Raw genomic sequence first — 21,517 nt, forward strand, 5'->3', positions numbered from 1 at the left:
CAAGGCCGATTGTAGCTGTCAGTCCTTTGGCGGTGGTGGTGATTTTGTTGCGGATTAAGCCCTGTCAGCCAATTTTCTGGCCCATGCGTACCGCGCTGCCGGCCTCGAGTCCTGCTGCCCATTGCACCTGTTCCGGGCCGAACAGCACGATGGCCGTCGAGCCCAGCTTGAAGCGGCCCAGTTCCGCACCCTTTTCCAGCACCACCGGTGCACGTGCGGCGGCATCGTAGCGCACGCTTTTCAGCTCACGCCGCGGCGGTGTCACCAGTCCGGCCCAGACGGTTTCGATGCTGGCCACGATCATCGCGCCCACCAGCACCACGGCCATGGGGCCGCGTTCGGTATCGAACAGGCAGGCAACCCGCTCGTTGCGGGCAAACAGCCCGGGTACATTCTCGGCGGTGGTCTGGTTGACCGAGAACAGCCGGCCGGGGATGTAGACCATCTCGCGCAGGGTGCCGGCCAGCGGCATGTGCACGCGGTGATAGTCCTTGGGCGACAGGTACACCGTGGCGAACTGGCCGCCCATGAAGGGCGCGGCGCGCTCGGCATCGCCGCCAAGCAGTGCGGTCAGGCTGAAGTCATGGCCTTTGGCCTGCAGCAGGCGGCCGTGTTCGATCGGACCTAGCTGGCTGATGGCGCCGTCGGCCGGACAGAGCACGGCATCGGCTTCTTCCGCCAGGGGCCGGGCGCCATCCTTGAGCGCGCGGGTGAAAAAGGCATTGAAGTGCTCGTACTCGGTGAGTTCCTCGACCAGGGCTTCGCGCATGTCGACCTGATAACGCCGGGCAAACCAGCCGGTGAAGGCATTCTTGAACCAGGGCAGGCGGCATTCGGCTATGCAGCCGGCCAGGCGCGAGAGCAGGTGATGGGGCAGCAGGTACTGGCTGAGGATGAACAGGCGGTCTTTCATGGGGGATCCTTGCAAACGCTAAGGCAAACATTCATCTGCCGGCATGCATGGCGCTGCCGGCAGGGGCTGGGGCGCAGTTTAGCGTGACCGGCAGTGCTGCGCTGCAATCGATGCTCGGCCGGGCAACCGCTGGCCGGTCAGGACTCGATCGGGGTATCCGGCTGATTGCCCCATTCTGCCCAGGAGCCGGCATAGGCGCGGATTCGCGGGTAGTTCAAGGCCCGGGCCAGCATATAAGTGAAGCCGGAGCGACGATGGGTATGGCAGTGGGTGATCACTTCCTTGTCCGGTGTGATGCCCTGGCTGGCCAGTAGCTGGGCAATGTCCAGGCGGACCCGCTGGTTGCGTTGCGGGTCGATCCCGCTGTTCCATTCAAGATTGATGGCGCCGGGGATGTGGCCGCCGCGCGCCGCGCGCAGGTTTTCGCCACGGTATTCTGCCGGGCTGCGGGCATCCCAGACCACCAGGTCGGCTGCGCCCAGGTGCTCCTGCAGGTATTCGCGCGAGGCGGTCGGGCCGTCCCGCAGGGTCAGCTGGGGTCTGCTGCTGGTGGTTTCCGGTACTGCGCTGCTCAGCGGGCGATCGGTTTCCATCCAGGCGGCAAGGCTGCCATTGAGGAAATGCCAGTGTGGATGGCCGATGACGTCCAGCAGCCAGAGAAAGCGGCCGGCTGCGGTGCCGCCGTCATCGTCGTAGGCAACATAGACGGCGTCTGGCCGGTGGCCGAGCTCGCCGAACAACTGTTCCAGTTCGTTTTTATCGGGAAGCAGTCCGGGGCTCGGCGAATTGCTCCGGTGGGTGCGCATGACATCCAGGTGGCGGGCGCCGGGGATATGTCTTTCGCTATAGCGGGCGAGACTGCCAAGGTCGACCAGGATCAGCTCGGGGGCTTCCAGGCGCGCTGCCAGGTCCTCCGGCTCAATGATTCGGGGCAGATTGGAAAAGTCGGACATGCTGTCGATCCTCGAGAGGTTGGGGGCGATTGTAGCTGAAAGCCTTGCCCCGGGCGGTGGCTGCTCAGTAGTCCGGTTGCGGCAGGCTGGCGAGAATGTGCCGGTAACTGGCCATGCGCTGTGGCTGGATCAGGCCTTCCTCGAGGGCCTTGAGCAGCGCGCAGCCGGGCTCCTGATCGTGCTTGCAGTCGCGGAAGCGGCAGGTGCCGAGCAGGTCGCGGAACTCGATGAAGCCCGCTTCGACGTCGTCGCGGCTGACATGGCCGAGGCCGAACTCGCGGATGCCGGGGGAGTCGATCAGCTCGCCGCCGCCGGGGAAGTGGAACAGCCGCGCGGTGGTGGTGGTGTGCGTGCCCTTGCCGGTGACTTCCGACAGCGGGCCGACGCGGGTGTCGATGCCCGGCAGCAGGCTGTTGACCAGCGACGACTTGCCGACCCCGGACTGGCCGACAAACACGCTGATATGCCCGTCCAGCTGCTGGCGGAGGGTTTCCATTCCGGCACCCTGATGGGCGGAAACCTCCAGCAGCGGGTAATCCAGCTGGCGATAGGTGTCGAGCAGGCGATCCAGCGTCGCAGCGTTCTCCTCATCCACCAGGTCGGCCTTGTTCAGCAGCAGCAGGGGGCGGATGCCGGCGTGTTCGGCCGCTACCAGGTAACGGTCGATCAGGTTGGCGTGCGGGTGGGGCAGCGGGGCGAACACGATCACGATCAGGTCGACGTTGGCTGCCACCGGCTTGAGCTGGTTGCGCGTGTCGGGCCGGCACAGTTCGGAGTGGCGCGGCAGTTGCGCGACGATCACCCCGGTGCCCTGGTTGCCGGCCCGCCAGACCACCCGGTCGCCGGTCACCAGCTGTGGCAGGTTGGCGCGCAGGTGGCAGCGCATGACCTGGCCGCTGCTGTCGCCTTCGAGCGCCTCGACCTCGACCTGCACGCCAAAGTGGGCAATCACCAGGCCGGTCTGTTCCGGGCCCAGGTCGCCACCTTCCAGCTCCTCCAGCGCTTTCGATTCGCGCTTGGCGGCCCTGGCGGCCCTCTCGCCCTGGACTTTGTCGATACGCCAGCTCTGGCGGCGGGTGAGTTGGCGCTTGCTCATGGAAGGGTCCGGAATGGGGAATCGGCGCCGAGTTTAGCACGCGGGTTGGTCTGGCCTGCTGCGGCGCACGCGGCAACCTGAATCCGCAGGGTCGGCGCCGAATTGATTACACTGGATCACTGAATAAAGGAGCGCCGAGCATGCAGAACCCCCTGAACCTGATCTGGATCGACCTGGAAATGACCGGTCTGGAGCCCGCGACCGATGTCATCATCGAGATGGCCAGCATCGTCACCGACAGCGACCTGAACGTGCTGGCCGAAGGGCCGGTGATCGCCATCCACCAGAGCGATGCCACGCTGGCCGGGATGGACGAGTGGAACACCCGCACCCATGGCGACAGCGGGCTGACCCGCCGCGTGCGCGAAAGCCGCATCGACACGGCCATGGCCGAAGCCCAGACCCTGGCGTTCCTCGAGCAGTGGGTGCCCAGGGGCAAGTCACCGATCTGCGGCAACAGTATCGGCCAGGACCGGCGCTTCCTGTGTCGCTACATGCCGCAACTGGAAGCGTTCTTCCATTACCGTTCGCTGGATGTATCGACCCTGAAAATTCTCGCCGAGCGCTGGGCGCCGCAGGTCAAGGAAAGCTTCGTCAAGCGCGGCACCCATCAGGCGCTGGACGATATCCGCGAGTCGATCGCCGAGCTGCAGCACTACCGCCAGCACTTCCTCAAGGTCTAAGAAGTAGCTCGGCCATGCCGCTGCAGGGCCCAGGCCACATGCTCGCGAACCATTGGGGAGGGGTCGTCGCGGCGCAGCTCCAGGGCCTCGATCACGGCGATGGTGCCGGGTGCGTTGCCCAACCCGACGGCCAGGTTGCGCAGCCAGCCCTGGTAGCCGGTGCGGCGGATCGGTGAGCCTTCGGTGCGGCTGAGAAACTCCGCTTCGGTCCAGCGAAACAGCGTCGCCAGCTCGCTGTTGTCCAGGGCGTGGCGGGGCAGGAAGTCGGTCTGCCGGGTTGGCTTGGCGAAGCGGTTCCACGGGCAGACCAGCTGGCAGTCGTCGCAGCCGAACACGCGATTGCCGATCAGCGGGCGCAGTTCCAGCGGAATGGCACCCTTGAGCTCGATGGTCAGGTAGGAAATGCAGCGCCGCGCATCCAGCACATAGGGCCCGACGAACGCTCCGGTGGGGCAGATATCCAGGCAGGCGCGGCAACTGCCGCAATGCTCGCCGGCATGCGGCGCATCCACCGGCAGGGGCACGTCGACAAACAGTTCGCCGAGGAAGAACCAGCTGCCGGCCTGACGGTTGAGCAGCAGGGTGTTCTTGCCGATCCAGCCCAGCCCGGCCTGCTCGGCCACGGCCTTTTCCAGTACCGGAGCACTGTCGACAAAGGCGCGATAGCCGAACGGGCCGATCCGTTGCTGGATCCGCTCGGCCAGTTGCTGCAGGCGCTTGCGGATCAGCTTGTGATAGTCGCGCCCCAGGGCGTAGCGTGACAGGTAGGCCTTCCCGGGTTGCGCCAGTACCTGCGCCATGCGGGTGTCCCCCGGCAGGTAGTCCATGCGCAGGGAAATCACCCGCAGCGTGCCGGGGACCAGTCGTGCGGGGTGGCTGCGCCTGGGGCCATGGGCGGCCATGTAGTCCATCTCGCCCTGGTAGCCGGCCGCCAGCCAGTTATCCAGGTGGGCGGCGTGTTCGCCCAGGTCGACATTACTGATGCCGGCCTGCTGGAAACCCAGCTCGCCGGCCCAGTCACGGATATCCCGGGCCAGGTCGGCCAGGGCGGGGGCGTCGAGAGCGGCGTGCGGTGCGGGCATTGCAGTACGGAAACCGGAACGGGGATGGGTATAATTCTGCCAGACATCGGAGCTTTCCACGCATGCCAGATTCACCTGATGAGTTACCCCTGCAGATATACAGTGCCGCACAGGTTCGCGAACTGGATGCGCAGCTGATCGCGGCAGGTACCCCCGGCCATGAACTGATGCAGCGCGCGGCGCATGCCTGCTGGCGTGCCCTGCGCCAGCGCTGGCCGGAGGCGGGCGCCATCAGCGTGCTGGCCGGGCGCGGCAACAATGCCGGCGATGGTTACCTGGTGGCGGCACTGGCCCGGCGCGCCGGCTGGCAGGTGCAGCTGCTGGCGGTTGGCGAACCGCAACAGTTGCAGGGCGATGCGGCGCAGGCCTGTGCCGAGGCACAGGCGGCTGGCGTGACCGTGCAGCCCTGGAGTGAGTGCGCCACGCTGCGCGGCGTGGTGGTCGACGCCCTTCTGGGGACCGGCCTGCAGGGCGCCGTGCGCGAACCCTATGCACAGGCCATCCGGCTGCTCAACGCCAGCGGCTTGCCAGTACTGGCGGTGGATATTCCGTCCGGGCTGTGCGCCGACACGGGCTGTGAGCTGGGCGTGGCGGTCCGGGCCAGCCTGACCGTGACCTTCATCGGCTTGAAGCTGGGGCTGTTTACCGGCAGCGGCCCGGACCGGGTGGGCGCGCTGCAGTTCGCCGAGTTGCAGGCCGATTCCGCGCTGCGCGCCCGGGTGCCGGCAATGGCGCAGCGCCTGGCAGCCGCCAGCCTGCAGCCGCTGGCGCCGCGCTCGCGGACTGCCCACAAGGGCCAGCTCGGCCATCTGCTGGTGGTGGGCGGGGACCGCGGGCTGGCCGGCGCCGCCCTGCTGGCCGCAGAAAGTGCCCTGCGTGCCGGGGCGGGGCTGGTGTCGCTGGCGACACGCGCCGAGCATGTGCTGGCGGCGCTGGCGCGGCAGCCGGAATTGATGTGCGTGGCCGTTGCCTCGGCCAACCAGTTGCGGCCCCTGCTGGCGGCGGCCGCTGTGCTGGTGGTCGGTCCCGGCCTGGGGCAGGCGGCCTGGGGCCGCAGCCTGCTGAGTGCGCTGGCGAACAGTCGGTTGCCGCAGGTGTGGGATGCGGATGCGCTGAACCTGCTGGCGAGCGGCGCGGTCCGGCTGCCGGCGGGCAGCGTGATCACCCCGCATCCGGGGGAGGCCGCGCGCCTGCTGGGTTGTGCCGCCAGCGCCGTGCAGGCCGATCGGCCGGCGGCGGCGCGGGCCCTGGCGCAACGCTATCAGGCGGTGGTCGTGCTCAAGGGCGCGGGAACCCTGTTGGCCAGCCCGGACGGGCAACTGGCGGTGTGCAGCAATGGCCATCCGGCGATGGCCGGTGCCGGCTTTGGTGATGTGCTGGCCGGCCTGATCGGCGCGCTCATGGCGCAGGGCTTGCCGGCCTTCGCCGCCGCGCGGCTGGCGGTGTGGCTGCACGCCCGCGCCGGCGAGCAGCTGGCGCCGCTGGGGCGGGGCCTGGCGGCCAGCGACCTGTTACCGGTGATTCGCCAGCAACTGGAGGCGCATTCGCCATGCCAGGCCTGACGCTGCAGGTAGCGGGCGAGGAGGCCATGCTGGCGCTGGGCGCGCGCCTGGCTGCGGTGACTGCCGGGCATGGCATCGTGTTTCTGCGCGGTGACCTGGGGGCCGGAAAAACCACGCTGTCGCGGGGGCTGCTGCGCGGGCTGGGGCATGTCGGGGCGGTGAAGAGCCCGACTTTTACCCTGGTCGAGCCCTATGAAATCGGTGCGTTGCGGGTATTTCACTTCGACCTGTACCGCCTGGCGGACCCGGAAGAGCTGGAGTTTCTCGGTATTCGCGATTATTTCGCCGAGGACGCGCTGTGCCTGATCGAATGGCCCGAGCGCGGTAGCGGGGTTTTGCCAAAGCCCGACCTGGACATTACCATTAGTCAGCATGCGGGTGGCCGCGACCTGCACTTGCAGCCCGGTACCGAACGTGGCCTGATCTGGTGCGAGGCGCTGAATGGCCCGTCAAATACATAAGAAAGTGGGGTGGTGGGTATGCGCTTGAGCGCGTTGTTGGCCGCATCGTGGCTGCTGCTGGCGAGCAGTGCCGATGCCCTGGCTGCTTCGCAAGTGCGCAGCGTGCGGCTCTGGCGGGCACCGGATAACACCCGGCTGGTTTTCGACCTGAGCGGGCCGGTGCAGCACAGCCTGTTCATTCTCTCCGCGCCGGATCGCATCGTCGTCGACCTCAAGGGCGCCCAGTTGGCAACCAGCCTCGAACAGTTGAGCCTGGCCAACACGCCGATCACCAGCCTGCGTTCCGCGCAAAGAGCGCCTGACGAGTTGCGTCTGGTGATCGACCTGTCTGCCGCGGTCACGCCGAAAAGTTTCTCCCTGGCACCCAACCAGCAGTACGGTAATCGCCTGGTCGTCGACCTGTTCGATGCGGAGGACGCTGCGGCGCCGGTGGTCGCCCCCGCCCCGGCCCCGGTTAACGCACCCGGGGCTGTGCCGGCGCTTGCCAGCCAGCCGGTTGCCAGCGTGCAACCGCCGATGACACAGATCGCTCCGCCCAAGCCGGTGCCGCCTGCCGTGCCCGTGGCGGGGCGCCGCGATGTGATCATCGCCATCGACGCCGGTCATGGTGGCGAGGATCCCGGCGCCCTGGGCCCCAGCGGTGCGCGGGAAAAGAACGTGGTGCTGGCGATTGCCCGGGAATTGCAACGCCAGATCAATGCGCAAAAGGGCTTCCGCGGCGAACTGGTGCGCACCGGCGATTACTTCATTCCCCTGCGCCGGCGCACCGAGATCGCCCGCAACAAGGGTGCCGACCTGTTTGTCTCGATCCATGCCGATGCCGCGCCGCGTGCGGCAGCCTTTGGTGCTTCGGTGTATGCCTTGTCCGATCGCGGGGCGACTTCGGAGACCGCGCGCTGGCTGGCCAACAGCGAGAACCAGTCGGACCTGATCGGCGGTACCGGCAATGTCAGCCTGGATGACAAGGACCGCATGCTGGCGGGGGTGCTGCTCGATCTGTCGATGACGGCCTCGCTGTCCTCCAGCCTGAATGTCGGGCAGAAGGTGCTGGTCAACATGGGGCGGGTCACCCCGCTGCACAAGAAGCGTGTCGAGCAGGCCGGCTTCATGGTGCTGAAGTCGCCGGACATTCCCTCGATCCTGGTGGAAACCGGATTCATCTCCAACCCGAAGGAGTCGGGCAAGCTGGCCACGCAAAGCCACCAGCAAGCGCTGGCGCGCTCGATCACCACCGGGGTGCGCCAGTTCTTCCAGCAGAATCCACCACCGGGAACCTATCTGGCCTGGTTGCGCGACTCCGGCAAGGTGCCGCAGGGGCCGCGCGATCATGTGGTGTCGTCCGGTGAAAGCCTGTCGCTGATCGCCATGCGTTACCAGGTCAGCCTGGCTTCGCTGCGCAGCGCCAATCGCCTGAGCAGCGATACGGTGAAGGTCGGCCAGGTACTGAACATTCCCGCCACGGCATTGGCGGCCCAGCCTTGAGCAATCCGTCCGTGACAGCTGCCGAGCCACGCCGCATCCACCTGCTGAGCCCGCGCCTGGCCAACCAGATTGCTGCCGGCGAGGTGGTTGAACGACCCTCTTCGGTCATCAAGGAGCTGCTGGAAAATAGTCTGGATGCCGGCGCCAGGCGCATCGACGTGGATGTCGAGCAGGGTGGCATCAAGTTGCTGCGAGTGCGTGACGACGGCAGCGGCATCCCGGCCGAAGACTTGCCGCTGGCCCTGGAACGACATGCCACCAGCAAGATCCGCGACCTGGAAGACCTCGAGCGGGTCATGAGCCTGGGGTTCCGCGGCGAAGCCCTGGCCTCGATCAGTTCGGTGTCGCGACTGACCATGACTTCGCGCAGCCTGGAGGCCGAGCAGGCCTGGCAAGTCGAAACCGAAGGGCGCGACATGGCGGCGCGGGTGCAGCCAGCGGCGCACCCGGTGGGTACCACGGTGGAAGTGCGCGACCTGTTCTTCAACACGCCGGCGCGGCGCAAGTTTCTGCGGGCCGAAAAAACCGAGTTCGATCACCTGCAGGAAGTCATCAAGCGCCTGGCCCTGGCGCGTTTCGATGTGGCCTTCAACCTGCGGCATAACGGCAAGAGCGTGCTGGCCCTGCACGAGGCCCCCGATGACCTGACGCGCGCGCGGCGCGTGGCGGCAGTCTGCGGGCCGGGCTTTCTCGAGCAGGCGCTGCCGATCGAGGTCGAGCGCAATGGCTTGCATCTGTGGGGTTGGGTAGGCCTGCCGACCTACTCGCGCAGCCAGGCCGACCTGCAGTACTTCTACGTGAACGGGCGCATGGTGCGCGACAAACTGGTCGTGCATGCCGTGCGCCAGGCCTATCGCGACGTGCTGTACAACGGCCGGCACCCGGTGTTCGTGCTGTTCCTCGAGGTCGATCCGGCAGTCGTCGATGTCAATGTGCATCCGACCAAGCATGAAGTGCGTTTTCGCGAGAGCCGCATGGTGCACGACTTCCTGTACGGCACCCTGCACCGCGCGCTCGGCGATGTACGCCCGGATGACCAGCTGGCGGCGCCGGCGCTGGCTGTTCAGGTGCAACGGCCGAGCGGGCTGGCGGCAGGCGAGTTCGGCCCGCAGGGCGAGATGGGCCTGGCGGCCAATCTGGCCGAGCGGCCAGCCACTGCAGCCGGTTGGCAGGGGGCGGGTGCCGGCTATCAGGGGCAGCGACCGTCAGCTGCGCTGCCGCAGGCCGAGGCTCAGGGTGCCTACCGTGAATTCTTCGCGCCACTGCCAGCCACGGACCCAGCCAGTCTGCCCGAGGGCGGGGCTGATGTGCCGCCGCTGGGCTATGCCCTGGCCCAGCTCAAGGGCATCTATATTCTCGCGGAAAATAGCCATGGGCTGGTGCTGGTGGACATGCACGCCGCCCATGAACGGATCACCTATGAGCGCCTGAAGCTGGCGATGGCCAGTGAAGGGCTGCGCGGCCAGCCGTTGCTGGTGCCGGAGGCGCTGGCGCTCAGCGAGCGCGAGGCGGATTGCGCCGAAGAGCATGCGCAGTGGTTTCAGCGCCTGGGCTTCGAGCTGCAGCGGCTGGGCCCGGAGAGCCTGGCCATTCGCCAGGTTCCGGCGTTGCTCAAGCAGGCCGAGGCCACCGGGCTGGTGCGCGATGTGCTGGCCGACCTGCTCGAATATGGCAGTAGCGACCGGATCCAGGCACACCTCAACGAGTTGCTCGGCACCATGGCGTGTCACGGCTCGGTGCGGGCCAACCGGCGCTTGAGCATTCCGGAGATGAATGGCCTGCTGCGCGATATGGAGCAGACCGAGCGCAGCGGCCAGTGCAACCATGGCCGGCCAACCTGGACGCAACTGGGCCTGGATGATCTGGATCGCCTGTTCCTGCGTGGTCGCTGATGTCCAGCCCGTTGCCACCGGCAATCTTCCTCATGGGCCCCACCGCCGCCGGCAAGACCGACCTGGCGCTGGAGCTTGCGCGGCATCTGCCTTGTGAGTTGATCAGCGTTGATTCGGCACTGGTCTATCGCGGCATGGATATTGGTACCGCCAAGCCGGACCGGCAGACGCTGCTCGAGTTTCCGCATCGGCTGATCGATATCCGCGACCCGCTGGAGAGTTATTCGGCCGCGGACTTTCGCCGCGATGCGTTGCAGGCGATGGCGGAAATCAGCGCGCGTGGGCGCATTCCGCTGCTGGTCGGCGGCACCATGCTGTATTTCAAGGCGCTGGAAGAAGGGCTGGCGGACATGCCGGCGGCGGATCCGGGGGTGCGTGCCGAGCTGGAGGCGTTGGCCGCGAGCGCGGGATGTCAGGCCCTGCACCGGGAGTTGCAGGTCATTGATCCGCAGTCGGCGCAGCGTATCCATCCGAATGACCCGCAGCGCCTGATTCGTGCGCTCGAGGTGTATCGCGTCAGCGGTCTGACCATGACCCAGCACCGCGAACTGCAGAAAACCGCGCAGGGCACTGCTGCCGGCGGGCTGCCCTATGCCGTTGCGCGGCTGGCCATCGCGCCAGTGCAGCGGCAATTGCTGCATGAGCGGATTGCCCAGCGCTTCCGGCACATGCTCGGGCAGGGTTTCATCGCCGAAGTGGAGGCACTGCGCCAGCGCGGCGACCTGCATCCCGGGCTGCCCTCCATGCGTTCGGTTGGTTATCGCCAGGTCTGGGATTATCTTGAGGGCCGCCTGAGCCTGGCAGAACTGGAGTTGCGTGGCATCATTGCCACCCGGCAGTTGGCCAAGCGGCAATTTACCTGGCTGCGCGGCTGGGAGGACTTGCACTGGCTCGACAGCCTGGCTGACGATAATCTGCCACGCGCCTTGAAATACCTGAATTCCGCCACAATATTGGCTGGGTAACACTGATTTGCCGTCTATTCTTTGGGGCGGCAGCATGCTTTTGCTGCAATAACTTTCGATTGTTTGAGGAGTGCAACACATGTCAAAAGGGCATTCGCTACAAGACCCTTACCTGAATACCCTGCGCAAGGAGCGCGTGCCGGTATCCATCTATCTGGTCAACGGCATCAAGCTGCAAGGCCAGATCGAATCATTCGACCAGTTCGTGATTTTGCTGAAGAACACTGTCAGCCAGATGGTCTACAAGCACGCCATTTCTACCGTGGTTCCCAGTCGTCCGGTGCGCCTGCCGGCTGGCCCGGAAACGGAAGACGAGCTCCCGGTCGAGCCGGGCAACTTCTGATTTAGGGGGCTGCGTTGTTCTTCGAACGCCCGGGTGGTGGTGAGCGGGCCGTCCTGGTCCATCTGGAGGGCCAGGAGCCCGGGGTTCGTGAAGATCCCCAGGAGTTTCAGGAGCTGGCGTTGTCTGCCGGCGCCGAGGCGGTGGCTTTTTTCCGGGTGCCGCGCAGTCAGCTGACCGCGAAGTACCTGATCGGCAGTGGCAAGGTCGACGAGTTGCGCCAACTGGTGCAAGCGGCGCAGGTAGAACTGGTGATCTTCAATCACACGCTCACGCCCAGCCAGGAGCGCAACCTGGAACGGGCTCTCGAGTGCCGTGTGCTTGACCGAACCGGCCTGATTCTGGATATCTTTGCCCAGCGCGCGCGCACCCATGAAGGCAAACTGCAGGTCGAACTGGCCCAGCTTGACCACATGAGCACCCGCCTGGTGCGCGGCTGGACCCACCTGGAGCGCCAGAAAGGCGGTATCGGCCTGCGTGGGCCGGGTGAAACCCAGCTGGAAACCGACCGGCGTCTGCTACGCGTGCGTATCCGCCAGATCAAGCAGCGCCTGGAGACGGTACGCAGCCAGCGCGAGCAGGCGCGTCGCGGCCGCCGCCGGGCAGAGCTGCCGGCAGTGTCGCTGGTGGGCTACACCAACGCCGGCAAGTCCACCCTGTTCAATGCGCTGACCGGCTCCGAGGTGTATGCCGCCGATCAGCTGTTTGCCACCCTGGATCCGACCTTTCGCCGCCTTGATCTGGACGATCTTGGCCCGGTGGTGCTGGCCGATACGGTCGGCTTCATCCGTCACCTCCCGCACAAGCTGGTCGAAGCCTTTCGGGCGACACTCGAGGAGTCCAGCAACGCCGATCTGCTGCTGCACGTGATCGATGCTCACGAGCCGGAGCGGCAGTTGCAGATCGAGCAGGTATTGGCCGTGCTGGCGGAAGTGGGTGCCGCTGAAATACCGCTGCTCGAGGTCTACAACAAGCTCGACCTGCTCGAAGGGATCGAACCGCATATCCAGCGCGACGCCAGTGGCCGTCCCGAACGGGTCTGGTTGTCGGCACGGGACGGGCGTGGTCTGGATCTGCTGCGCCAGGCGATTGCCGAGTTGCTCGGCGAGGAACTGTTTGTCGGTACACTGCAATTGCCGCAGCGCCTGGGCCGCTTGCGTGCGCAGCTGTTTAGCGCCGGGGCGGTGCTGCGCGAGTCGCACGACGAGGCTGGCGAGTCGCTGCTGGAGGTGCGTCTGCCGCGCTCCGAGTTGAACCGCCTGATCACCCGCGAAGGACTGCAACCCGCTGAATTCATCGAGCAACACACTTTGCAATAATGCCTGGCGCAGCGTCTTTGGCGCTGGGGTCCGGCATTCGGTAGCATTGGCCGGCGTGTCATCGACACGTCTTAGCTTTTTATTCTATGGAGAGCGCTATGGCTTGGAATGAGCCCGGTGGCAACTCGAACAATCAAGACCCCTGGGGTGGCCGCAAAGGTGGCGGCCGTCAGGGGCCGCCAGATCTGGATGAGGCGTTTCGCAAGCTGCAGGAAAGCCTGGGCAATATTTTTGGCGGGGGCAAGCCGCGCAATGGCGACGCAGCCCAGGGCGGCGGTTACAGCCTGCTGCTGCTCGGCCTGGTCCTGTTGGCGGCGATCTGGCTGTACAGCGCGGTGTATGTCGTCGACGAGCAGGAGCAGGCAGTGGTGCTGCGCTTCGGCAAGTATCACGAGACGGTCGGACCGGGTCTGAATTTCTATTTCCCGCCGATCGACAAGAAGTTCCAGGAAAACGTCAAGGGCGAGCGCACCTACTCCAAGGTCGGGCAGATGCTCACCGAAGATGAAAACATTGTCGAAGTTCCGCTGACCGTGCAATACAAGATCAGCAACCTGGAGGACTTTGTGCTCAAGGTTGACTCGCCGGAGAACAGCCTTCGCCAGGCGACCGAAAGCGCCCTGCGCCATGTGGTCGGCTCGACCGAAATGGATCAGGTGCTGACCGAGGGCCGCGAGGTGATGGGCAATGAGGTGCAGGCGCGCCTGCAGAGCTTCCTCAACAACTATGGCACCGGTATCCAGGTTACCCAGGTGAACATCCAGCGGGCCGCGGCGCCGGCCGAGGTCAAGGATGCCTTCGATGATGTAACCCGTGCCCGTGAAGACGAGCAGCGCGAGAAGAATCAGGCCGAGGCCTACGCCAACAGCGTGGTTCCCGAGGCGCGCGGCCAGGCGCAGCGCGCCATCGAGGATGCCAGTGGCTACCGCGATGAAGTCATTGCTCGTGCCGAAGGTGAGGCGCAGCGCTTCAGCAAGCTGGTTGCCGAGTATCGCAAGGCTCCGGAAGTCACCCGTGAGCGTCTGTATATCGACACCATGCAGGAAGTGCTGAGCAACTCCAGCAAGGTGCTGGTGAGTGGCAACAAGGGGCAGAACCTGCTCTACCTGCCGCTGGACAAGATGATGGATGGACGCGGCAAGCCGCTGGTCAATCCGGCGGATAGCGCAGCAGGTGCCGATGGCAGCTCGCGCCCGACGATTGATCTGCAGCGTGATGCGCGTGCCAGGGAGAGTCGCTGATGAGCAATAAATCATTGTTGGCGCTGATTGGCGGCGTTGTGCTGGCCATCGTGGGCTGGAACAGCTTCTACGTGATTGCCCAGACCGAGCGGGCCGTATTGCTGCAGTTCGGTCGCATCGTGCAGGACAACGTGCAGCCCGGCGTGCACTTCAAGATTCCCTACGTCAACCAGGTGCGCAAGTTCGATGGTCGCCTGCTGACCCTGGATTCGCCCGCGCAGCGCCTGCTGACTCTGGAGAAGAAGGCGGTGATCGTCGATGCCTATGCCAAGTGGCGGGTTGCCGATGCCGGGACCTACTACACCGCAACTTCCGGGCTCAAGCAGATTGCCGATGACCGCTTGTCGCAGCGTCTGGTCTCCGGGCTGTCCAACCAGTTCGGCAAGCGCACCTTGCATGAAGTGGTGTCCGGCGAGCGTGATGCGCTGATGGCCGATATCACCTCCAACCTCAACCGCATGGCGCAGAAGGAGCTGGGCATCGAGGTGGTCGATGTGCGGGTCAAAGCCATCGACCTGCCCAAAGAGGTCTATCGCAGCGTGTTCGAGCGGATGGCCTCGGAGCGTGAGCGGGAAGCCCGCGAACACCGCGCCAAGGGTCGCGAGCTGGCCGAGGGCATTCGGGCGGATGCCGACCGGCAGAAGCGCGTGATTGTCGCCGAGGCCTATCGGGAAGCCGAGCAGACCCGCGGTGACGGTGATGCGCGCGCCTCCGAGATCTACGCCAAGGCGTTTGGCCAGGATCAGGAGTTCTACGCGTTCTACCGCAGCCTGAAGGCTTACCGTGAAAGCTTCGCGGACAAGACCGACGTGCTGGTGCTGGATCCGGCCAACGAGTTCTTCCGCTACATGGAAAAATCCAGGCCCTGACCGGACTGAAGTCATTCTGGCAGCCGCAAGGCTGTCGGGGTGATCTCAAGGCAAACTGTGTTACCATTCCTCAGCCGGGAAAATCCCGGCTTTTTTGCGTCTGTGGGGTTCATGTGAGTGGCTGGCATGTGGCAGGAAGTCGGCGTAGCGCTGTGTCTGGTGCTGGTGCTTGAGGGCATCCTGCCGTTTCTCGCCCCGCGCCGCTGGCGCGAAACGGTGCTGCAGCTGGCTCGACTGCCAGACCGACACTTGCGCCTCATCGGGCTGGCCTGCATGTTGCTCGGCACGGCCGCCCTGTATTGGCTTCACTGAAGGCTTGCCGCCCTGATCGATAGAGGAAAAGGCGTTATGGCAACGATAGACCGCTGGCTGCTGCCAGATGGCATCGAAGAAGTACTGCCGCCCGAAGCGGCGAGTATCGAGTCGGCCCGACGGCGTGTGCTCGACCTTTTTCAGTGCTGGGGATATGAGCTGGTCATCACCCCGCACATTGAATACATCGAATCACTCCTGAGTGGCGCCGGCCAGGATCTTGACCTGCGTACCTTCAAGGTGACGGATCCGCAATCCGGTCGGCTGATCGGTTTTCGTGCGGACATCACGCCACAAGTGGCGCGCATAGATGCGCATTCATTGCGCCGCGAAGGCCCCAGTCGACTGTGCTACGCCGGTAGCGTGCTGCACGCGCGGCCGCGGGCGCTTTCGACCTCGCGCAGTCCGATCCAGCTGGGTGCCGAGCTGTATGGCGATCCCAGCCCGGCCAGCGATGTCGAGGTGATCAGTCTGCTGCTGGAGGTGCTGGAGCTGGCCCGGGTGGCGGACGTGCACCTAGATCTCGGGCATGTCGGCATCTACCGCGGCCTGGCGAAGGCTGCCGGGCTCTCGGGGGAAACCGAGCAGCAGCTGTTTGATGCCCTGCAGCGCAAGGCACTGGATGAAGTGGAGCAGCTGACCGCCGGACTGCCGGCGAATCTGGCCAACATGCTGCAGTCGCTGGCCGAGTTGTGCGGCGGCCGGGAAGTGCTCGAACTGGCGCAGGCGTGCCTGGTCGAGGCTCCGGAAGAGGTGCATTGCGCGCTTGACGAGCTGCTGGCGATTGCCGATGCCCTCGAGTTGCGCTATCCCGAAGTGCCGCTGTATTTCGATCTCGGCGAGTTGCGCGGCTACCACTATCACACCGGTGTGGTCTTTGCGGCGTTCCTGCCGGGGGTTGGCCAGTCGATTGCCCAGGGCGGGCGTTATGACGATATCGGCGCCGACTTCGGCCGGGCCCGTCCGGCCACCGGCTTTTCCACCGATCTGAAGACCCTGGTGACGCTCGGCCAGCGCCCGGAAGATGCTCCGCTACCGGGAGTCTGGGCCCCGGATGTGCATGACCTGTACCTGTGGAAAGAAATTCAACGGTTGCGCCGCGAGGGCTTGAAGGTGCTGCAGGCGTTGCCTGGACAGGACCTGGCGGCGGCCGTCGTGGCCGGCTGCGATCGCCAGCTGGTGCTGCAAGATGGCCGCTGGCAACTGGCGCCAGTGGCGTCCTGATAGAGATTTGCCGGTACAGCCGGCTGCTGAACTTGCTAAGAGGGCAACTGTAATGGGTAAGAATGTCGTCGTCCTGGGCACCCAATGGGGTGATGAAGGCAAAGGCAAGATCGTCGATCTGCTGACGGATCAGGCGGCTGCCGTGGTGCGCTTTCAGGGCGGCCACAACGCAGGGCACACACTGGTTATCGATGGCGAAAAAACCGTTTTGCACCTGATTCCGTCCGGAATCTTGCGCGAAGGTGTTGAGTGCCTGATCGGCAACGGCGTGGTAGTGGCGCCGGATGCGCTGCTGCGCGAGATTACCAACCTGGAGCAGAAAGGTGTGCCGGTGCGCGAGCGCCTGCGGATCAGCTCCGCGTGTACCCTGATTCTGCCGTATCACGTGGCGCTCGACCAGGCGCGCGAGAAGGCGCGTGGCGATGCCAAAATCGGCACCACCGGGCGTGGTATCGGCCCGGCCTACGAGGACAAGGTGGCGCGCCGCGGCTTGCGGATTGGCGACCTGTTCCATCGCGAGCGCTTTGCCGCCAAGCTGAAAGAGTTGCTGGACTACCACAACTTTGTCCTGCAGCACTATTACAAGGAGCCGGCAGTCGATTTCCAGCAGACGCTGGATGAAGCGCTGGGCTATGCCGAGATCATCAAGCCGATGGTGATCGATGTGACGGCCCGCCTGCACCAGCTGCGCCGGGAAGGGGCCTACATCATGTTCGAGGGGGCCCAGGGCTCCCTGCTCGACATCGATCATGGCACTTACCCGTTCGTCACCAGCTCCAGTACCACGGCTGGCGGCACGGCTACCGGTTCGGGCTTCGGGCCGCTGTACCTGGATTACATCCTCGGCATCACCAAGGCCTACACCACGCGCGTGGGCTCCGGGCCGTTCCCGACCGAGCTGTTTGACGACGTGGGCGCGCGCCTGGCCAAGCGTGGCCATGAATTTGGTTCGACCACCGGGCGCGCGCGCCGGTGTGGCTGGTTTGACGCGGTAATCCTGCGTCGCGCCATCGAGATCAACAGTATTTCCGGTCTGTGCCTGACCAAGCTGGATGTGCTGGATGGCCTGGAGACCATTCGCATCTGCACCGGCTACCAGGATCAGAATGGCGATCTGCTGGTCGATGCGCCGACCGATGCCGACAGCTACCAGGGTCTGCAACCGGTATACGAGGAAATAGCCGGCTGGAGCGAGTCGACCGTGGGTGCGCGAACGCTGGAAGAGTTGCCGGCCAATGCGCGGGCGTATATCCGCCGTGTCGAGGAGCTGGTCGGAGCGCCGATCGATATCGTGTCGACTGGCCCCGACCGTAACGAAACCATCGTTCTGCGCCATCCTTACGCCTGATCCGCTGCCGATTGCTGTGGGGTTGCCGTGCAACCGTGCAGCAATCGGCGCGATGGCAAACTGGATGCGGGAACAGCGGAGTGTTAAGCGGTTTTGGATTTTCCGGATGCAGAAAAGACAAAACCGAGCCGGAGCTCGGTTTTGTCTTGAATTTGGTGCCCAGGAGAAGACTCGAACTTCCACGGTGTTGCCACCGCTAGGACCTGAACCTAGTGCGTCTACCAATTCCGCCACCTGGGCGTTGAGAGTGATGATTGCTCACCGCTTTCAACTACAACAACGTTGCCGTCGCTGTGGGGGCGCAATATACGGATCCGATATTTGCTTGTAAACCCCGATTGCAAAAAAATTTAATGTCAGTGGAAAGCTGACCTGAATGCCGTTTTCGCGCTTCAATACGCGCAGGGCATTGTCCCAACCATGAACAAAGGTGAATTTACTTAATGGCCGATTGGCAAACCCTCGATCCCGAGGCCGCCCGCGAGGCGGAAAAATACGAAAATCCGATACCCAGCCGTGAGCTGATTCTCAAGCATCTGAGCGAGCGCGGTGCGCCGGCCAGTCGAGAGCAGTTGCTGGAAGAATTCGGGCTGACCACGGACGAGCAGCTGGAAGCACTGCGCCGACGACTGCGCGCCATGGAGCGCGACGGGCAACTGATTTTTACCCGTCGTGGCACCTACGCCCCGGTGGACAAGCTGGACCTGATTTGCGGACGGGTCAGCGGGCACCGTGACGGGTTTGGTTTTCTGGTGCCGGATGACGGCAGCGAAGACCTGTTTCTCGGCCCGGCGCAGATGCGCCTGGTGTTCGATGGTGATCGCGCGCTGGCCCGGGTTTCCGGGCTGGACCGTCGCGGCCGGCGTGAAGGCGCGATCGTCGAAGTCATCGTGCGGGCGCACGAGAGCATCGTTGGCCGCTACTACGAAGAAAGCGGGATTGGCTTCGTGATCCCGGATAACCCGAAGATCCAGCAGGAAGTGCTGATCTCCCAGGGACGTGCCGGCAACGCCAAGGTCGGCCAGTTCGTCGAGGTGAAGATCACCCACTGGCCAACCCCGCGCTTCCAGCCGCAGGGCGATATCGTCGAGGTGGTCGGCAACTACATGGCGCCGGGCATGGAAATCGACGTGGCGCTGCGCAGCTACGATATTCCGCATGTGTGGCCGCAGGCGGTGGTCAAGGAAGCCGCCAAGCTCAAGCCCGAAGTGGAAGACAAGGACAAGGAAAAGCGTGTCGACCTGCGTCATTTGCCGTTCGTCACCATCGATGGCGAGGATGCCCGCGACTTCGATGACGCGGTGTATTGCGAAAGGAACAGTTCGGCCTGGAAGCTGTTTTCCGGTGGCTGGAAGCTGTATGTCGCCATCGCCGACGTCTCGCATTACGTCAAGGTGGGTTCGGCGCTGGACGAGGAGGCGCAGAACCGCGGCAACTCGGTGTATTTCCCCGAGCGCGTGGTGCCGATGCTGCCGGAGGAGCTGTCCAACGGGTTGTGCTCGCTGAACCCGCACGTCGATCGCCTGGCCATGGTCTGCGAGATGACCATCTCCAAGCTCGGCAAACTGGTGGATTACCAGTTCTACGAAGCAGTCATTCACTCCCATGCGCGCCTGACCTACAACAAGGTCAGCGCCATGCTCGAGCAGCCCAAGAGCGGTGAAGGCAAGGCCCTGCGTGGCGAGTATGCCGAAGTGCTGCCGCACCTCAAGCAGCTGTATGCGCTGTATCAGGTGCTGCTGGCGGCCCGCCACGAGCGTGGCGCCATCGATTTCGAGACCCAGGAAACCCGCATCATCTTCGGTAGCGGGCGCAAGATTGCCGAGATCAAGCCGACCCAGCGCAACGATGCGCACAAGCTGATCGAGGAGTGCATGCTGGCGGCCAACGTCGCCACCGCGCAATTCATGCGCCGGCACGAGATCCCGTCGCTGTACCGGGTGCACGATGGCCCGCCACCGGAGCGCCTGGAGAAACTCAAGGCCTTTCTCACCGAGCTCGGCCTGTCGTTGCATCGGGGCAAGGATGGTCCGTCGCCCAAGGATTACCAGAAGCTGCTGGAGAGCATCCGCGAGCGACCGGATTTCCACTTGATCCAGACGGTCATGCTGCGTTCGCTGAGCCAGGCGGTCTATAGCGCCGACAACAATGGCCACTTTGGCCTGAATTACGAGGCCTATACCCACTTCACCTCGCCGATCCGGCGCTACCCCGACTTGCTGGTGCATCGCGCCATTCGCAGCGTGGTGCGTTCCAAGCTGGATACGCCGCATGTGCAGCGCGCCGGTGCGCCGGCAATCCCGAAAGCGCGCATCTATCCGTATGACGAAGCGGCGCTGGAGCAGCTCGGCGAGCAGTGCTCGATGACCGAGCGGCGTGCCGATGAGGCAACCCGTGACGTGGTCAACTGGCTCAAGTGCGAGTTCATGAAGGACCGCGTCGGCGAAAGCTTCCCCGGGGTCATCACCGCGGTCACCGGCTTCGGCCTGTTCGTCGAGCTGCGCGAAATCTATGTCGAGGGTCTGGTGCATGTCACCGCGTTGCCGGGCGACTATTACCACTTCGATCCGGTTCACCATCGGTTGTCGGGTGAGCGCAGCGGCCGCAGCTTCCGCCTGGGTGACAGCGTGGAAGTGACCGTCATGCGCGTCGATCTGGACGAGCGCAAGATCGACTTCGAGTTGTCGCAGGCTGCCGCAGGCGCTGCGCCGCAGGGGCGTTCGCGCAGCGCCGCAGCGGCCACCGGCAAGGCTGGCGGGCGTGGCAAGGTGGAGCGCGCTCCAGCCAGCGGCAAGCCGGCTGGCGGCAATACCGATGTGCAGAAAAGTCGCGAGATCAAGAAGGCGCTGCTGTCTGGCTCCAAGGGTGGCGGCAAGCCTGGCAGGGCCGGCGCGGCCAAGGCTGCACCGGCACGTGCGGAGAAGGGCGCGTCGGCGTCGCGCCAGGGAGCCGCTGCGCCGGCTGCGGGCAAGCCACGCAAGCGCAAGGCCAAGCCATGAGTGACCTGGAGAAGGTCTTTGGCGTGCACGCCGTCGAGGCATTGCTGCGCCATCACCCGAAGCGGGTCAAGCAACTGTGGCTGGCGGAAAGCCGCAATGATCCGCGGGTCAGGACCCTGCTCGAGCTGGCCGGGCCGGCACGCGTACCGGTAGGGCACAAGGATCGGCGCGAGCTGGATGAGTGGGCGGAAGGCGTGCACCAGGGGGTCGTGGCCGAGGTCAGCCCCAGCCAGGTTTGGGGCGAGGCCATGCTCGAGGAATTGCTCGACCGCCGCGAAGGCGTGCCCTTGCTGCTGGTCCTCGACGGGGTGACCGATCCGCACAACCTGGGCGCCTGTCTGCGCACCGCCGATGCCGCCGGCGCGCTGGCCGTCATCGTGCCCAAGGACAAGTCGGCAACCCTGAATGCCACCGTGCGCAAGGTCGCCTGCGGCGCGGCTGAAGTGATTCCGCTGGTTGCCGTGACCAACCTGGCGCGCACCCTGGAGAAACTGCAGCAGCGTGGCCTGTGGCTGGTTGGCACGGCCGGCGAGGCAGAGCAGGAGCTGTACCAGCAGGACCTGACCGGTCCGATCGTGCTGGTGATGGGCGCCGAGGGCAAGGGCATGCGCCGCCTGACGCGCGATTTGTGCGACTTCCTGGTGCGCCTGCCGATGGCTGGCAGCGTCAGCAGCCTGAATGTCTCGGTGGCAACCGGCATCTGCCTGTTCGAGGCGCTGCGCCAGCGCAAGCAGGCTGTCGGCAAGGCCTGAACGCTCGCCGCAGGTGCTTGTTGC

At 65.0% G+C, this 21,517-nt stretch carries 19 protein-coding genes and 1 tRNA gene; 15 read left to right on the plus strand and 5 right to left on the minus strand.

Features of this window, described 5'->3' with window-relative positions:
* Nucleotides 1-64 precede the first annotated feature (64 nt).
* The 3 genes from asd to rsgA form a co-directional block, all read right to left on the minus strand.
* Complete coding sequence (gene asd / locus ISX93_RS12975) at nucleotides 65-913, minus strand: archaetidylserine decarboxylase (RefSeq protein ID WP_195779154.1); 849 nt, start codon at nucleotides 911-913, stop codon at nucleotides 65-67.
* Between the two features lie 137 nt (nucleotides 914-1,050).
* Entirely contained in the window at nucleotides 1,051-1,866 is an 816-nt protein-coding gene (locus ISX93_RS12980) for a rhodanese-like domain-containing protein (RefSeq protein ID WP_195779155.1), read from the minus strand.
* Between the two features lie 64 nt (nucleotides 1,867-1,930).
* Entirely contained in the window at nucleotides 1,931-2,962 is a 1,032-nt protein-coding gene (rsgA, locus tag ISX93_RS12985; RefSeq protein WP_195779156.1) for a small ribosomal subunit biogenesis GTPase RsgA, read from the minus strand.
* Nucleotides 2,963-3,102: 140 nt separating this feature from the next.
* Here rsgA and orn point away from each other — a divergent pair, with 140 nt between their 5' ends.
* Complete coding sequence (gene orn / locus ISX93_RS12990; protein WP_195779157.1) at nucleotides 3,103-3,645, plus strand: oligoribonuclease; 543 nt, start codon at nucleotides 3,103-3,105, stop codon at nucleotides 3,643-3,645.
* On the opposite strand, the gene queG is transcribed toward orn, so the two are convergent.
* A complete protein-coding gene (gene queG / locus ISX93_RS12995) occupies nucleotides 3,642-4,727 on the minus strand; it encodes a tRNA epoxyqueuosine(34) reductase QueG (protein ID WP_195779158.1) in 1,086 nt (361 codons plus the stop codon). The two genes, orn and queG, sit on opposite strands and share 4 nt — an antisense overlap.
* Nucleotides 4,728-4,789: 62 nt before the next feature.
* Between queG and ISX93_RS13000 the strand changes: the two genes are divergently transcribed.
* The 12 genes from ISX93_RS13000 (at nucleotide 4,790) to ISX93_RS13055 (ending at nucleotide 17,742) form a co-directional block, all read left to right on the plus strand.
* On the plus strand, nucleotides 4,790-6,289 hold the full coding sequence (locus ISX93_RS13000) for an NAD(P)H-hydrate dehydratase (protein ID WP_195779159.1): 1,500 nt from the start codon (nucleotides 4,790-4,792) through the stop codon (nucleotides 6,287-6,289).
* The gene (gene tsaE / locus ISX93_RS13005; protein WP_195779160.1) at nucleotides 6,277-6,750 is read left to right on the plus strand and encodes a tRNA (adenosine(37)-N6)-threonylcarbamoyltransferase complex ATPase subunit type 1 TsaE; all 474 of its coding nucleotides are present in this window, start codon (nucleotides 6,277-6,279) and stop codon (nucleotides 6,748-6,750) included. Before ISX93_RS13000 ends, tsaE begins: the two co-directional genes overlap by 13 nt.
* Nucleotides 6,751-6,768: 18 nt before the next feature.
* Complete coding sequence (locus ISX93_RS13010; protein ID WP_195779161.1) at nucleotides 6,769-8,232, plus strand: N-acetylmuramoyl-L-alanine amidase; 1,464 nt, start codon at nucleotides 6,769-6,771, stop codon at nucleotides 8,230-8,232.
* A gap of 11 nt (nucleotides 8,233-8,243) precedes the next feature.
* Complete coding sequence (mutL, locus tag ISX93_RS13015) at nucleotides 8,244-10,124, plus strand: DNA mismatch repair endonuclease MutL (RefSeq protein WP_308705340.1); 1,881 nt, start codon at nucleotides 8,244-8,246, stop codon at nucleotides 10,122-10,124.
* Nucleotides 10,124-11,089 (plus strand): tRNA (adenosine(37)-N6)-dimethylallyltransferase MiaA, encoded by a 966-nt coding sequence (gene miaA, locus ISX93_RS13020; protein WP_195779163.1) that lies wholly within the window; start codon nucleotides 10,124-10,126, stop codon nucleotides 11,087-11,089. The genes mutL and miaA overlap by 1 nt, the downstream gene beginning before the upstream one ends.
* Nucleotides 11,090-11,168: 79 nt before the next feature.
* On the plus strand, nucleotides 11,169-11,432 hold the full coding sequence (gene hfq, locus ISX93_RS13025; protein WP_195779164.1) for an RNA chaperone Hfq: 264 nt from the start codon (nucleotides 11,169-11,171) through the stop codon (nucleotides 11,430-11,432).
* Nucleotides 11,433-11,446: 14 nt separating this feature from the next.
* Complete coding sequence (hflX, locus tag ISX93_RS13030; protein WP_195779165.1) at nucleotides 11,447-12,748, plus strand: ribosome rescue GTPase HflX; 1,302 nt, start codon at nucleotides 11,447-11,449, stop codon at nucleotides 12,746-12,748.
* Between the two features lie 98 nt (nucleotides 12,749-12,846).
* A complete protein-coding gene (hflK, locus tag ISX93_RS13035; protein WP_195779166.1) occupies nucleotides 12,847-13,989 on the plus strand; it encodes an FtsH protease activity modulator HflK in 1,143 nt (380 codons plus the stop codon).
* Nucleotides 13,989-14,858 carry a protease modulator HflC gene (hflC, locus tag ISX93_RS13040; RefSeq protein ID WP_195779167.1) on the plus strand — a complete coding sequence of 290 codons (870 nt, stop codon included), beginning with the start codon at nucleotides 13,989-13,991 and terminating at the stop codon, nucleotides 14,856-14,858. The genes hflK and hflC overlap by 1 nt, the downstream gene beginning before the upstream one ends.
* Nucleotides 14,859-14,984: 126 nt before the next feature.
* Nucleotides 14,985-15,170: a DUF2065 domain-containing protein gene (locus ISX93_RS13045; protein ID WP_195779168.1), complete on the plus strand. Its 186-nt coding sequence runs from the start codon at nucleotides 14,985-14,987 to the stop codon at nucleotides 15,168-15,170.
* A 36-nt stretch (nucleotides 15,171-15,206) separates the two neighbouring features.
* Entirely contained in the window at nucleotides 15,207-16,394 is a 1,188-nt protein-coding gene (locus ISX93_RS13050; RefSeq protein WP_195779169.1) for an ATP phosphoribosyltransferase regulatory subunit, read from the plus strand.
* Between the two features lie 52 nt (nucleotides 16,395-16,446).
* Nucleotides 16,447-17,742 carry an adenylosuccinate synthase gene (locus ISX93_RS13055; protein ID WP_195779170.1) on the plus strand — a complete coding sequence of 432 codons (1,296 nt, stop codon included), beginning with the start codon at nucleotides 16,447-16,449 and terminating at the stop codon, nucleotides 17,740-17,742.
* A 153-nt stretch (nucleotides 17,743-17,895) separates the two neighbouring features.
* On the opposite strand, the gene ISX93_RS13060 is transcribed toward ISX93_RS13055, so the two are convergent.
* Nucleotides 17,896-17,982: transfer RNA gene (locus ISX93_RS13060), tRNA-Leu, on the minus strand.
* Between the two features lie 203 nt (nucleotides 17,983-18,185).
* On the opposite strand from ISX93_RS13060, the gene rnr reads away from it, so the two are divergent.
* Both rnr and rlmB read left to right on the plus strand, forming a co-directional pair.
* Entirely contained in the window at nucleotides 18,186-20,741 is a 2,556-nt protein-coding gene (gene rnr, locus ISX93_RS13065; RefSeq protein WP_195779171.1) for a ribonuclease R, read from the plus strand.
* On the plus strand, nucleotides 20,738-21,493 hold the full coding sequence (gene rlmB, locus ISX93_RS13070) for a 23S rRNA (guanosine(2251)-2'-O)-methyltransferase RlmB (protein ID WP_195779172.1): 756 nt from the start codon (nucleotides 20,738-20,740) through the stop codon (nucleotides 21,491-21,493). The genes rnr and rlmB overlap by 4 nt, the downstream gene beginning before the upstream one ends.
* Nucleotides 21,494-21,517: the final 24 nt, after the last annotated feature.

Origin of the sequence: Pseudomonas sp. N040, from assembly GCF_015637705.1 — a bacterium.
Taxonomy (GTDB): domain Bacteria; phylum Pseudomonadota; class Gammaproteobacteria; order Pseudomonadales; family Pseudomonadaceae; genus Aquipseudomonas.